The sequence below is a fragment of the Halomonas getboli genome (assembly GCF_023094245.1).
Lineage (GTDB): Bacteria > Pseudomonadota > Gammaproteobacteria > Pseudomonadales > Halomonadaceae > Halomonas > Halomonas getboli.
The window spans coordinates 885,739-898,591 of record NZ_JALMEW010000001.1; the positions used below are offsets into that span (position 1 = coordinate 885,739).

Here is a 12,853-nt window from a genome sequence, read left to right on the forward strand (position 1 = left end):
GGCGGTGTTCGGATCCATGTTCGCACGCTCATCCGACTCATGGCAGCCGAGACACCGGTTACCTCGATTCCGCCACGCGACCGAAGCGCTCGCGCAGATGCTCGAGATAGCTGAGCAGCGCCGGAATCACCGCCAGCACCAGCAGCGTCGAGAGCCCCAGCCCGAAGGCGATGGACACCGCCATCGGGATCAGGAACTGGGCCTGCAGCGAGGTCTCGAACAGCAGCGGCATCAGCCCGCCGATGGTTGTCAGCGAGGTCAGCAGCACCGCGCGGACCCGCTGCACCACCGCCTCGTTCAGCGCAGCGTCGATGGCCAGTCCCCGATGGCGCTGCTGGCGGTAGAAGGCCACCAGGATGATGGCGTTGTTGACCACGATGCCGGAGAGCCCGAACAGGCCGAACAGCGACAGCATGGTCAGGTCGAGCCCCATCAGCCAGTGGCCCAGCAGCGCGCCCACCAGCGCCAGCGGAATCGTCGCCATCACGATCAGCGGCAGGCTCCATGACGCGAACACCCAGACCAGCACCACGTACATCAGCGCCAGCCCCACCAGCAGCCCGACGCGCATGTCGGCGAAGGTCTCGCGCTGGTCGGCGGCGCGGCCCTCGAAGCTGTAGCGCACGCCGTGTTCGCGTATCAGCGCCGGCAACACCGTGGCGTCGAGATCGGCCAGGATGCGGTCGGGCGTGTTGACCGCGGCGTCCACCTCGGCGGTGACCTCCACCGCCAGCCGCCCGTCGGCATGGCGCAGCGTCTCGAAGCCCTGGCGATAGTCGAAGCGAGCCACCTGATCGAGGGGCACGAAGTCGCCGTCCGGGGTGCGAATCGACAGCCGCGACAGCGAGCTCAGTCGTTCGCGCTGCTCGCGCGGCAGCAGCACCCGCACCTCGACCTCGTCCGGGCCGTCCTGATAGACCTGCACCAGCCGGCCGTCGTAGGCCGCACGCAGCTGGCGTCCCAGCTCACGGGTGGTCAGCCCCAGTGCCTCGCCGCGCGGGCTGACGCGGTAGATCAGCTGCTCGCGCCCCCAGGGCATGTCGTCCTCGGTGGCCAGCACCCCGGGCAGCTGGGAAAGCGAACGCGACAGCGACTCGGCCGCCGCCTTCAGGGCCTCGGCGGACTCTCCGGTGAGGCGCACGTTGACGTCCTTGCCCGGCGGGCCGGCACTGCGCTCGCTGATGGTCAGGTTCTCGATGCCCGCGGGCGGGTCGAGGCGCGCGCGCCAGCCGCGGATGATCTCGGCGTTGCGCGCCGTGCGATCGTCGGAGGGAATCAGCTCGACCATGATCGAGCCCAGGTTGTCGCCGCTGCGCCCGGCCTGCCCCTCGGCGATCACCGCGCCGTGGCGCGTCACCGCCTGGGCCACCAGGCCGCCGCCCAGCGCCTCGTCGGTGGCCTCGAGGGCGGCCTCCATGTCGCTGAGGAAATCATCGACCCGAGCGCGATCGGTGCCAGCGACGAAGCTGGCGTTGGCATAGAGCACGTTGGGCTCGGGCGTGGGAAAGAAGTTGAAGGCCAGCCGCCCGCCGGCCAGCAGCCCCACCGTGGCCAGCACCACGGCCACTGCGCCCGCCAGGGTCGCGGCCCGGTAGCGCAGCGTCAGCGCCGAGAAGCGTCGGAAGGGCCCCTCGCGGAAGGCATCGAAGGCGGCATCGAAACGGGCGCGGGGACGCGCCAGCGGCGAAGGCCTCGGTGCCCTGCCATCTTTCGAAGGGGCGGCGGGCACGAAGGCGTTGCGCAGGTGGGCGGGCAGCACCACGAAGCACTCCAGCAGCGAGGCGACCAGCACGCAGATCATCACCACCGGGATGTCGCCGAGGATGCTGCCGATCACCCCGCCCACCATCAGCAGCGGCATGAAGGCCGCCACCGTGGTCAGCGAAGAGGCCATCACCGGCCACAGCATGCGCCGCGCCGCGCCCTCCGAGGCGCGCTGCGACGGCTCGCCCTGGCGGAAGTGGGCGTCGGCGTCCTCGCCGACCACGATGGCATCATCGACGATCACCCCCAGCGCCATGATCAGGGCGAACAGCGAGATCATGTTGATCGAGCCGCCGATGATCCAGAACGTGGCCATGGCGCCGAGGAAGGCGGTGGGAATGCCGACCGCCACCCAGAAAGCCACCCGCGCCGGCAGGAAGAAATACAAAAGCCCCAGCACCAGCAGCAGGCCGCCCAGACCGTTGCTGATCAACAGCCCGATGCGCTCGGCGATCAGCTGCCAGGTCTGGTCGTGGACCTCGAGCGTCACCGTGGGCGGCAGCAGCGGGCGCGTCTCGTCGAGCCATTCCCGCAGCGTCTCGGCAGCCGCCAGGGAGTTGCCGTCCTCGCTGCGCTGGAGCAGCAGCTCCACCGCCCCCTGGCCGTCACGGCTCAGCGTCACCTCGCCCTGCTGGGGCTCCTGGCGGATGATGGCAATGTCGCCCAGGCGCAGCTGCACGCGATCGCTGCCGAGAATCGGCAGCTCGGCGAAGCCGGCCGGCGAGCGGCGCTGCTCGACGGCGCGCAGCTCGCGGGCGCTGTCGCGCTGGCCGACCAGCCCCGCCGGCAGGTCCCGGGACATGGCCTCGACGCGCTCGGCGATCTCGTCCAGCGACAGCTGCAGCCCTTCCAGGCGCTGGGCCGGCACCTCGATGCTGATCTGCTGCTCGGGCAGCCCCTCGATCTCCACCCGATCGAGCCCCGCCTGCAGCAGCGAATCCTCGAGTCGATTGGCCAGATGGCGCAGCTCGTCGTCGGACAACTCACCGTGAATCAGCAGCCGCGCCACCGGCTCGAAGTGAGCCACCCGGCTGATGCGTGGCTCTTCCGCATCGACCGGCAGATGGGTGAACTCGGCGACCCGCTGGCGCACGTCGTCCAGCGCCAGCACCGGATCGGTGCCCTCGCGGAACTCCAGACTGATGCTGGACACGCCCTGGGCCGAGGTCGAGGTCATGCGCTTCAGCCCCTCGATGCTGCGCAGGCGCTGCTCCAGCGGCCGGGTGATGCCCTGCTCCACGTCCTCGGCGGCGGCCCCGCTCCACACCGTGCTCACGCTGACCACGTCGAGGGCAAAGTCGGGGAAGAACTGGACGTTCATGCGCGCGAGGCCGAGCGCGCCGCCCAGCAGCATGACCAGCATCACCAGATGGGCGGCGACGCGGTGGTGGACGAAGAAGCTCAGCGGGCCGCGACGCCGGCTCATGGGCGTTCCCCATTGCTGTCGTCTTCTTCCCCGGCGACCTCGACCCTGAGGCCCTCCGCGGCGTTGGGCAGATGGGTGACGATCACCTGCTGACCGTCGGCCAGGCCCGCGCCACTGACCAGCACCCAGCCGTCGCCATTGCCGTCGCCGGGCACCGTGGCGTCGTCCACCGGACCATGGCGCTCGACGCGCAGCCGGCGCATTCGGTCATTCTCGTCGCGCAGGTAGAGCACCTCGTCGCCGTAGAGCGCGGTGGCCGGCACCGCCAGGCTATCCGCCACCGCCGGGCGGCGCAGCGTCACGTCGACCAGGCTGCCCGGCCGCAGCCCCCGGGGCTCGTCCGCCAGGCGCAGGATCGCCTCGGTGCCGCCGGGGGCACTCTCGCCGACGAAGCCATCGAGGCGAAACCGCGCCCCCTCGCCCGTGGCGACGGGATGCTCGCCGTTGTCCAGCGCCGCCTGCAGCTCGTCGAGATAGGCGCTGGGCACCTGGGCCCGCAGCTCCAGGCCATCGCGCGGGTAGATCGACAGCAGCTCGGCGCCCTCGCCGACCCGCTCCCCGGGCGCCACCGTCACGCCGCTGACGATGCCCTCGAAGGGCGCCAAGACCCTGGCCCGTTCGGCGTCGCGACGCGCCTCGGCGAGCCCCGCTCGGGCCTCGGACAGCCCGGCCTCGAGCTGGGCCAGCCGGGCGGGATGGCCGGCCAGGGCGCCTTCCCGGGCGTCGACGGTCACCCGCGCCTGGGACAGGGCGTCACGAGCGTCGTCCAGCGACGAGGCCGAGGCCAGATTGCGCTCGGACAGCGAGCGGGCACGCTCGAGCCGGCGGCGGGCGTTGTCGAGCAGCTCGCGCTCCCGGGCCAGCGCGGTGCGATCGCTTTGCTGACGCACCCGCTCGGCTTCGATCTGCGCCTCCAGGTCCGCGACCCGGGCCTCGGCCCGCGCCACCACCGGGGCCACGTCCGCCTCGTCCAGGGCCACCATCAGCTCGCCTTCGCCCACCCGCTGGCCGTCGCGCACCGGCCGTTCGGCGATGCGCGCGGGCAGTGGCGCAGTGAAGGTCACCGACTCCGGGGCGACGATCTCGCCGTAGAGCGGCAGCAGCGGCGCATGGCTCGCAAGCGCCACGGTCAGCGTCTCGACCCGCCAGCTGCGCTCCTGAGGCGCCACCTCGGCGGGCTCGGGACGCGTCGCCCGCAGGCCAAGAAAGGCACCGGCGCCGAGCACCAGGAACAGCAAGGGAATCAGCAATCGTCGCATCGGACAACCATCGGCCAGGATTCGAAAGGCCCAATATACCGCCTGAACCGCGGGGAGAAACCCGTGATCCGGCCTCGGCTTGCGCGCCGTCATCGTTCCGTCATCCCTGCCCCCTATCGTCGTGCCCCGCTTTTATCAGGAGACGATCAATGCAACAGGGACGCAATATCCTGGGCCTGGGCGCCCAGCCCCCGGGCAGCCGGCCACAGAACGTGCACGACACCATCACGCCATCATCGTCACGCCGGCCGGCGGTGACCTCCGGGGTGATGAGCGTGGACCTGCTGACCGGGCGCGCCATGCGCTGGTCACGGGGCGGCGGCCACAACCGATCGGGGAGCGACGCCTGACCGCACCCCGCCGCGGGACGCGGCGCGGCGCGATCGGGTATCATCGCGGCCACGATTCTGCCGCGGAGCCCTCATGCCAGCCGCCCTCCCCCTGCCGCTGTCCACTCCCAACCGCAACATGGTGCGCCTGACTATCGTCCGAGGCATCACCTGGACCGGTTTCCTGTTCGGCATCGTGATCGGCGTATCGGGCCTCGGCTTCGAGCTCGACCTGCCCGCCGTCGGCGCGGTGATCGTGGTGATGGCGCTGATCAACATCGGTACCTGGTGGCGGCTGGGTCGCCCGCGTGACGTCAGTCATCGCGAATACCTGGCGCATCTGCTGGCCGACATGGCTGGCCTGACGCTGCTGTTCTACTTCACCGGCGGCGCCACCAATCCTTTTATCAACTACTACCTGGTGCCGGTGACCATCGCCGCCGCCACGCTGCCCTGGCGCTATGCCTGGGGCGTGGCCGCTGCGGGCCTGGCCGGCACCAGCTTCCTGATGGTCTTCTACCATCCGGTGCCCCAGCTCGGCATGCCGCATCTGCAGGACGGCATCAGCCTGCATATCCTCGGCGTATGGATGAACTTCGCGCTGTCCGCGGGACTCGTCACCTTCTTCATCTACAAGATGGCCCGCGCCCTGCGCGGCCGCGAGCAGGCCCTGTCGCGCACCCGCGAGGCGGTGCTGCGCAACGAGCAGGTGCTGGCCGTGGCCACCCAAGCCGCCGGTACCGCCCACGAGCTTGGCACACCGCTGTCGACCATGGCGGTGCTGCTCAACGAGATGCGCGAGGACGCCAGCGGCAACGAGCTGCTGGAGAAGGACATCGACCTGCTGCGCGAGCAGGTCGACACCTGCAAGTCGCGGCTGCGCCATCTGGTGGACAACGCCGACCGGCGCCGCATGGCCAGTCCCGAGATCCGCGAGGCGACCGAGTGGCTCGAGGAAGTGGTGCAGCGCTGGCTGGTGCTGCGCCCCGACGTTGCCCACCGCCTCGAGGTGACCGGCCGTCGCGGCACGCCGCGCCTGAGCGTGGACACCACGCTCGCCCAGGCGCTGACCAACCTGCTCAACAACGCCGCCGATGCCAACCCGGACAACATTGTCATCCAGCTCGACTGGAACGCCGACGAAGTGGTGATCGACATTCGCGATCACGGGCCCGGCGTCGCGCTGGACATCGCCGACCAGCTCGGCGAGACCTTCGTCTCCACCAAGAGCAAGGGGCTCGGCATCGGCCTGTTCCTGACCCATGCCACCATCAACCGCTTCGGCGGCGGCGTGAGACTGTACAATCACCCCGAGGGTGGCACCCTGACCGAGGTGACCCTGCCCCGCAGCGCCCCCGCGGCCTGAGCGGCCCCGATTCCAGCGAGGATGCCATGCAAGTGAACGACGAACGCCTGCTGATCGTCGACGACGACGAGATGTTCTGCCACGTGCTGCATCGCGCCATGAGCCGGCGCGGCTTCGAGGTACTGGTGGCCCACGATGCGGAGCACGCCCTGGCCCTGGCGCGCCAGCATGAGCCCACCATGGCCACCCTGGACCTCAAGCTGGAGCAGGAATCGGGCCTCAAGCTGCTGCCCGAGATGCTCGAGGTGGTGCCGGACTGCCGCGTGGTGGTGCTGACCGGCTACTCGAGCATCGCCACCGCGGTACAGGCGATCAAGCTCGGCGCGGTCAACTACCTGTGCAAGCCCGCCGACGCCGAGGAGATCCTCGCCGCCCTGTCGCAGGAAGAGGCGGACCCAGAGGCCGAGGTCGCCGAGCACCCGCCGTCGATCAACCGCCTGACCTGGGAGCACATCCAGAAGGTGTTGCAGGAGCACGACGGCAATATCTCCGCCACCGCGCGGGCCCTGGGCATGCATCGCCGCACCCTGCAGCGCAAGCTGCAGAAGCGGCCGGTCAGGCGCTGAGGCTGCAAGCTGCAAGCTGCAAGCTGCAAGCTGCAAGCTGCAAGCTGCAAGCTGCAAGTCAGCAGCATGAAACCGCCCGAGCTACAAGAAACCCCGAAGACCAGGGCCTTCGGGGTTTCTTGTAGCTCGGCGCTTGTAGCTCGGCGCCTACTGCGCCGTCCACCCCAGATCGATATTCCAGCTGGCCCCGGTCACCGCTCCCGCGGCGTCGGAGGCCAGATAGCCCACCAGCGATGCCACCTCGCCAGGATCGATCAGTCGCTTGACGGCGGCGTTCTTGAGCATGATCTGCTCGACCACTTCCTGCTCGTCCATCTGGTTGAGCTTCGCCTGGTCGGCGATCTGGTTCTCCACCAGCGGGGTCTTCACGTAGGCCGGGCACAGGGCGTTGGCGGTGATGCCCTGGGAGCCGCCTTCCAGGGCCGCGGTCTTGGTCAGCCCGATCAGGCCGTGCTTGGCGCTGATATAGGCGGCCTTGCCCGGCGAGGCGACCTGGGCGTGGATAGAGGCAACGTTGACGATGCGCCCCCAGCCGTTTTCCCGCATCGACGGCCAGGCGGCCTGGGTCAGCAGGAAGGGCGCGGTCAGCATCAGATCGATGATCCGCCGCCACTGCGTCTCGGGGAATTCCTCGATCGACGACACGTGCTGGATGCCGGCGTTGTTGACCAGGATATCGAGCCGGCCGAATCGGCTCAGGGCATCGGCCACCGCCGCCTTGCAGGCCTCGCCGTCGGTCAGATCGGCCTGGAAGAAGGCGGCGCCGGCTCGCTCGGCGATCGCCTGGCCCTCGGGATTGAAGTCCACCGCCAGCACCTGATGGCCCTGCTCGCGGAAGTGGCGCACCACGGCCTCGCCGATGCCGCTGCTGGTGCCGGTGACGAGCGCCACGCGCGGCGTGGGAGTTTGAGCGGTCATGGAGTCTCCTCGTTCCAGTTCCATGGGAAAGGTGAAGATACGACGCTGCGATCCCAGCATATGAACCTTTGCCGCACTGCACCAGAGCGACCTTATGCCAACGCGACCGCCGGCAGTCGATCTGGCCATCGCCAGGGAAGATGCTGCTAGCATGGTAGGCCTACGACACCCCGAGGAGCCGCCATGACACCCGAACAGCGCCTGGAGATCGCCGTCGACATCGCCACCCATGCCGGACGGATGATCGTCGAGGCCCGCGAACAGGGCGATTTCGACCACCGCTACAAGCACGGCCAGGAACTGGTCACCGACATCGACCTGCAGGTGGACACCTACATCGGCGAGCGGCTGCAGGCGAGCTTCCCCGAGGAAGCGCGGCTCAGCGAGGAGCTCGCCCCGGACCGCGAGGTCCTGGAGCGCCCCGATGCGCTGTGGGTGGTGGACCCGATCGACGGCACCGTCAACTTCGCCCACGGCCTGCACCACGTCGCGGTCTCGGTCGGCTGGGCCAGCGGCGGCAAGGTCCGCCTCGGCGTGGTCCACGCGCCCTTCCTCGGCGAGACCTACACCGCGCTGGCCGGGCGCGGCGCCTGGTGCAACGGCGAGCCGATCCGCACCAGCGGCAACAGGGAGCTGGCCACCAGCCTGGTCGGCACCGGCTTCCCCTATCGCCGCGACAGCCGCCCGCCGCTGATGCGCCGGCTGCTGGCGGTGCTTACCCACTGCCAGGACGTGCGCCGTGCCGGCTCCGCGGCCCTCGACCTGTGTGCGGTGGCCAGCGGCCGACTCGACGCCTACTACGAGAGCGTCTCGCCCTGGGACCTGGCCGCCGGCCTGCTGATCGCTCGGGAAGCCGGCGCCCGCACCGGCCATCTCTATCCCGTTCCCGGCGGCATCCCGGAGGATCTCTACGGCGAGAACCTGCTGGTCGCAAGCCCCGACCTGCACGAGCCGCTTGGCGACCTGCTTCGCCACGCCGACGCCAGCGACCAGGACGCCCTCTAATCCATGCCGCCGGGGCACATGCCCCGGCGTCAGCCCCCTATAGCGCGATGCAATCGCCGCCCCAGCCGACGCCTATTGGCCAGACGCACGTCGCTGGGGCAAAATGGCGCTCGATTTTCCCTTCTTCCCTTTCGATGCATCGTTGATGCAAGGAGTCATGTCATGTTCGTCGTCATCTTCGGTCGTCCCGGCTGCCCGTTCTGCGTCCGCGCCAAGGACCTCGCCGAGAAGCTCGAGAGCGCCGGCGCCATCCAGGGACATCGCTATGTCGACATCCACGAGGAAGGCATCACCAAGGCCGACATGGAGAAGACCATCGGCAAGCCGGTCGAGACCGTGCCGCAGATCTTCGCCGACCAGACCCACATCGGCGGCTTCACCGAGTTCGACCAGTACGTCCGCGAACAGGCGCTGCTGCCGGCCGAGGCCGCCCAGTAAGCGTCCCGCCGCCCCGCTGAGAAGGCCGCCTACGGGCGGCCTTCGTGCGTTCAGGGGCCGCGCACTGCCTCGTTGAATCCGCCCACACCCGCGCGGCTTACACTGCCTGAAAGGATAAAAAACGCGGATAGAGGACGAGGCAGGATGCAGCGGGAAGAATTCATCCAGCAGCTGTGGCTGGATTACGTTCACCAGCACCCGGACCTGAGCGGGCTGCGGCTATGGCCGGTAGAGGCCGCGCCGGAATACCTGACGCTGCTGACGCTCAACCATGGTCCCTGGGCCATGGAGGCCCTGCTGCCGACCCTGGTGCGCTTCGGCTATCGCCCCCTCCAGCGCTACGCCATGGCCGACCGCGGCCTGCTCGCCACCCTGCTCAAGGCCCCGGACGAGGGCGCCTGGATCGTGCTCGTCGAACTGCAGCTCGGCACCCTGTCACGTCCCCCGCGCGACGCCCTGCGGCAGCTGGTAGGCCAGGCCCATGACGCCGATACCAGGGGACAGAATCTGCTGTGTCGCGGCCGCCCCTGGCCGATGCCGGACTGGAGCACCTATCAGACGCTGGTGGCGGCCCATCCCCTGGCCGGCTGGCTCGCGGTGATGGGCCCACGCCTGCACCATCCGGGCTTCGACTGCGCTCGCCTCGGCCAGCGCCTCGACCAGCTCGACGGCGCCATCGCCCAATCGGGTTTCGACGGCAACGCCGACCGCCATCACGGCATGCTGCCGGTCTCGCCACTGCTCGACTATCGCTTCTATCCGGGGCCGGCCCGACGTCAGGTCTTCGCCGAAGGCGACGAGCATCGCATCCCCAGCGGCGGCCTGGCACTGGTGCAGAAACAGGTCAGCGCCAACCAGGAGCGCGCCGCCGAGCTGCTGCTGCCCCACCATACCCGCTGCGAGCTCAGCTGACGCGATACTCCCGAGGCCCCGCCCACCCGGCCAGACACGCCCGCTCGAGCGGGCCTTTTTGCGTGTCCACGCCTTGACGCTTCGACCTCGAGCCGCATCGACTCGAACGCCGCCCGAGGGTCCATCCACAGATTCTGTGGATAACGCTGTGCATCAGCTCGGCCCAAGCGGCGACGAGCCCCATGACAGCGCCATGACGCTCGGAATGATCAGTTTTTCGGCACTCGCCAGCAACGAGATGGCCCGGGCAAACCCGGGCCATGAAAGGAAAAAATGCTTGACGACGTCAACGAGTTCAGTCGGCGAAGACCATCTCCGGCACATGATCCGGCACGATCAGCTTGCCGGCGGTCTTTTCCTTGATCTCCTCGACCGAGACGCCAGGCGCGCGCTCCTTGAGCACGAAGGCGCCGTTCTCGATCTCGAGGTAGGCCAGGTCGGTCAGCACGCGGTTGATGCAGCCGGCGCCGGTCAGCGGCAGATTGCAGGATTCCAGCAGCTTGGACTCGCCGTGCTTGGAGGCGTGGGTCATGGTGCAGATGATGTTCTCGGCGCCGGCCACCAGGTCCATGGCGCCGCCCATGCCCTTGATCAGCTTGCCAGGGATCATCCAGGAGGCGATGTTGCCGTTCTGGTCGACCTCGAAGGCGCCGAGCACGGTCAGGTCCACGTGGCCGCCGCGGATCATGGCGAAGGATTCCGCAGAGGAGAAGATCGCCGCGCCGGGGCGGGCGGTGACGGTCTGCTTGCCGGCGTTGATCATGTCCGGGTCCACTTCCTCTTCGGTGGGGAAGCGGCCCATGCCCAGCAGGCCGTTTTCGGACTGCAGCATGACGTCGATATCGTCCGGCACGTAGTTGGCCACCAGAGTGGGAATGCCGATGCCCAGGTTGACGTAGAAACCGTCCTCGAGTTCGCGCGCCACGCGCATTGCCATCTGTTCGCGAGTCAGTGCCATCGTGATTGCCTCTTGTCTGTCATGATTGACGACCGTCGGGGAAAGGCGGAGCGAGGGTCTTTGCCATGGATGGCAAAAGTAGCGCCCAAGGATGGGGTCACAGCACCTCGCGCAGGCTTTCCCGGACAGGCTCGCCTCATCGTTGATCGTGTAATGACGCGCTTAGCCCTGGTGCACGGTGCGCTTCTCGATGCGCTTCTCGAAGGTGCCCTGGATGATGCGATCGACGTAGATGCCCGGGGTATGGATCTGGTCCGGCTTGAGCTCGCCGGGCTCGACGATCTCCTCGACCTCGACCACGGTGATCTTGCCCGCGGTGGCGGCCATGGGATTGAAGTTCTGGGCGGTGTCGCGATAGACGACGTTGCCGTAGCGGTCGGCCTTCCAGCCCTTGACGATGGCGAAGTCACCGACCACGGATTCCTCGAGGATGTAGTGGCGACCGTTGAACTCGCGCACTTCCTTGCCCTCGCCGATCGGCGTGCCGTAGCCCGTGGCGGTGTAGAAGGCCGGGATGCCGGCGCCGCCGGCGCGCATCTTCTCGGCCAGGGTGCCCTGAGGCGTCAGCACGACCTCGATGTCGCCATCCAGCATCTGCTGCTCGAACAGCGCGTTCTCGCCGACATAGGACGCATAAATGGTGCCGATCTGACGGTCCTCGAGCAGCAGGCCAAGGCCGAAGCCGTCCACGCCGCAGTTATTGGAGTAGACGGTCAGGTCCTTGACGCCGCGGCGCTTGATCTCGCCGATCAGGTTCTCGGGGATGCCGCACAGCCCGAAGCCACCGGCAATCACCGTCATACCGCTCTCGATGCCGGCCATCGCCTCTTCATAGGAACCCACTCGCTTGTCGAATCCGGCCATATCTGCCTCGCCTGGTTGGAAAGTGGTTGTTGTTGCGGAGCCACATTGAAGACTCCTGCAGTGTCGACGGGTAGCATATATTTGTTAAGTTTGATTTTTTTATGGATTATTTTAGTTAATAAATAGACTAGCGGAGCGCCCATGACCGTCAAGCAGCTTCGCGCCTTCCTCGCCGTGGCGCAGACGCTCAGCTTCACCCAGGCCTGCGAGCGGCTGCACCTGTCGCAGCCGGCGCTCAGCTTGACCATCAAGAGCCTGGAGGAATCGCTCGGCGGCCGCCTGCTGACCCGCAGCACCCGCAGCGTGCGGCTGACGCCCGAGGGCGAGTCGCTGGTGCCGCTGGCCAAGCGTCTGCTGGCCGACTGGGACAACACCGAGGAGCTGCTGCGCCAGCGCTTCACCCTGCGCCTGGGGCGAGTCGCCGTGGCGGCCATGCCCTCCTTCGCCGGCAACCAGCTACCCACCGTGCTCGGGGCCTTTCGCGCCCGCTACCCGCAGATCAACGTCACCGTGCACGACGTGATCAACGAGCAGGTCATCGAGATGGTGCGCCAGGGGCGGGTCGAGCTGGGCATCGCCTTCGCCCCCGAGGCCACCGAGACGCTGCATTTCACGCCGCTGTACGAGGATCGCTTCGTGGCGGTGGTACCGGCCGATTCGCCGCTGGCCGAGCGCCGGCAGGTGGACTGGCGGACGCTGCTGTCCGAGGACTTCATCACCCTGCAGCGGCCGTCCATGGTGCGGCTGATGCTCGAGCAGCAGCTGCGCGCCCGGGGCATCGACCTGCCGGTGGCCTTCGAGAGCTACCAGCTCTCTACGGTGGGGCGCATGGTCGCCGCCGGGCTGGGCGTCAGCGCCGTACCGTCGCTGTGCATCGAGCAGATGCACGAGCTCGGCGCGCGCTGCCTGACCCTGGAGGCACCGACGATCTCGCGCGCCGTGGGTGTGCTATCGACCAACGCCGAGGCGCTCTCGGTAGCGGCACAGGCGCTGAAGGACGTCATTCAGGAGACCATTACCACGCCCACGCTCTAGATGCCGACCGATC

The 12,853-nt window shown here is 68.4% G+C and carries 12 protein-coding genes; 7 read left to right on the forward strand and 5 right to left on the reverse strand.

Annotated elements, in window-relative coordinates; translation table 11 throughout:
* Positions 1–58 precede the first annotated feature (58 nt).
* Together MYL53_RS04265 and MYL53_RS04270 are read right to left on the reverse strand one after the other, a co-directional pair.
* Complete coding sequence (locus MYL53_RS04265) at positions 59–3,190, reverse strand: efflux RND transporter permease subunit (protein ID WP_247852173.1); 3,132 nt, start codon at positions 3,188–3,190, stop codon at positions 59–61.
* On the reverse strand, positions 3,187–4,449 hold the full coding sequence (locus MYL53_RS04270) for an efflux RND transporter periplasmic adaptor subunit (RefSeq protein WP_247852174.1): 1,263 nt from the start codon (positions 4,447–4,449) through the stop codon (positions 3,187–3,189). The genes MYL53_RS04265 and MYL53_RS04270 overlap by 4 nt, the downstream gene beginning before the upstream one ends.
* Before the next feature lie 149 nt (positions 4,450–4,598).
* Here MYL53_RS04270 and MYL53_RS04275 point away from each other — a divergent pair, with 149 nt between their 5' ends.
* From MYL53_RS04275 to MYL53_RS04285, 3 genes are all read left to right on the forward strand, one after another.
* Positions 4,599–4,799 (forward strand): hypothetical protein, encoded by a 201-nt coding sequence (locus tag MYL53_RS04275; RefSeq protein WP_247852175.1) that lies wholly within the window; start codon positions 4,599–4,601, stop codon positions 4,797–4,799.
* A gap of 73 nt (positions 4,800–4,872) precedes the next feature.
* Entirely contained in the window at positions 4,873–6,144 is a 1,272-nt protein-coding gene (locus MYL53_RS04280; RefSeq protein ID WP_247852176.1) for an ATP-binding protein, read from the forward strand.
* A 26-nt stretch (positions 6,145–6,170) separates the two neighbouring features.
* Positions 6,171–6,710: a response regulator transcription factor gene (locus MYL53_RS04285; RefSeq protein ID WP_247852177.1), complete on the forward strand. Its 540-nt coding sequence runs from the start codon at positions 6,171–6,173 to the stop codon at positions 6,708–6,710.
* Positions 6,711–6,857: 147 nt separating this feature from the next.
* Here the strand turns inward: MYL53_RS04285 and MYL53_RS04290 are convergent, their stop codons facing one another.
* Positions 6,858–7,628 (reverse strand): 3-hydroxybutyrate dehydrogenase, encoded by a 771-nt coding sequence (locus MYL53_RS04290; protein WP_247852178.1) that lies wholly within the window; start codon positions 7,626–7,628, stop codon positions 6,858–6,860.
* A gap of 183 nt (positions 7,629–7,811) precedes the next feature.
* Here MYL53_RS04290 and MYL53_RS04295 point away from each other — a divergent pair, with 183 nt between their 5' ends.
* The 3 genes from MYL53_RS04295 (at position 7,812) to MYL53_RS04305 (ending at position 9,983) form a co-directional block, all read left to right on the forward strand.
* Positions 7,812–8,633 carry an inositol monophosphatase family protein gene (locus tag MYL53_RS04295; RefSeq protein WP_247852179.1) on the forward strand — a complete coding sequence of 274 codons (822 nt, stop codon included), beginning with the start codon at positions 7,812–7,814 and terminating at the stop codon, positions 8,631–8,633.
* A gap of 162 nt (positions 8,634–8,795) precedes the next feature.
* Positions 8,796–9,071, forward strand: a complete 276-nt coding sequence (locus tag MYL53_RS04300) for a GrxA family glutaredoxin (protein ID WP_247852180.1) — start codon at positions 8,796–8,798, stop codon at positions 9,069–9,071.
* A 144-nt stretch (positions 9,072–9,215) separates the two neighbouring features.
* Complete coding sequence (locus tag MYL53_RS04305; RefSeq protein ID WP_247852181.1) at positions 9,216–9,983, forward strand: VOC family protein; 768 nt, start codon at positions 9,216–9,218, stop codon at positions 9,981–9,983.
* A gap of 295 nt (positions 9,984–10,278) precedes the next feature.
* On the opposite strand, the gene MYL53_RS04310 is transcribed toward MYL53_RS04305, so the two are convergent.
* Together MYL53_RS04310 and MYL53_RS04315 are read right to left on the reverse strand one after the other, a co-directional pair.
* Positions 10,279–10,941, reverse strand: a complete 663-nt coding sequence (locus MYL53_RS04310) for a CoA transferase subunit B (RefSeq protein WP_035595879.1) — start codon at positions 10,939–10,941, stop codon at positions 10,279–10,281.
* 162 nt (positions 10,942–11,103) lie between these two features.
* A complete protein-coding gene (locus MYL53_RS04315) occupies positions 11,104–11,805 on the reverse strand; it encodes a CoA transferase subunit A (protein WP_247852182.1) in 702 nt (233 codons plus the stop codon).
* A 141-nt stretch (positions 11,806–11,946) separates the two neighbouring features.
* Here MYL53_RS04315 and MYL53_RS04320 point away from each other — a divergent pair, with 141 nt between their 5' ends.
* Positions 11,947–12,840, forward strand: coding sequence for a LysR substrate-binding domain-containing protein (locus tag MYL53_RS04320; protein WP_247852183.1), 894 nt, complete (start codon positions 11,947–11,949; stop codon positions 12,838–12,840).
* Positions 12,841–12,853 lie beyond the last annotated feature (13 nt).